We start from the raw sequence: 597 nt of genomic DNA on the forward strand, positions 1-597 counted from the left end.
GTAAGACTGGGATAACTCCGGGAAACCGGGGCTAATACCGGATGGTTGTTTGAACCGCATGGTTCAAACATAAAAGGTGGCTTCGGCTACCACTTACAGATGGACCCGCGGCGCATTAGCTAGTTGGTGAGGTAACGGCTCACCAAGGCAACGATGCGTAGCCGACCTGAGAGGGTGATCGGCCACACTGGGACTGAGACACGGCCCAGACTCCTACGGGAGGCAGCAGTAGGGAATCTTCCGCAATGGACGAAAGTCTGACGGAGCAACGCCGCGTGAGTGATGAAGGTTTTCGGATCGTAAAGCTCTGTTGTTAGGGAAGAACAAGTGCCGTTCGAATAGGGCGGTACCTTGACGGTACCTAACCAGAAAGCCACGGCTAACTACGTGCCAGCAGCCGCGGTAATACGTAGGTGGCAAGCGTTGTCCGGAATTATTGGGCGTAAAGGGCTCGCAGGCGGTTTCTTAAGTCTGATGTGAAAGCCCCCGGCTCAACCGGGGAGGGTCATTGGAAACTGGGGAACTTGAGTGCAGAAGAGGAGAGTGGAATTCCACGTGTAGCGGTGAAATGCGTAGAGATGTGGAGGAACACCAGTG

General features: G+C 54.8%; 1 rRNA gene. It reads left to right on the plus strand.

The features are described 5' to 3' along the window. Nucleotides 1-597 (plus strand): 16S ribosomal RNA (locus DPQ23_RS15255); the annotation flags it as partial.

The organism is Paracoccus endophyticus, from assembly GCF_003286075.1.
Lineage (GTDB): Bacteria > Pseudomonadota > Alphaproteobacteria > Rhodobacterales > Rhodobacteraceae > Paracoccus > Paracoccus endophyticus.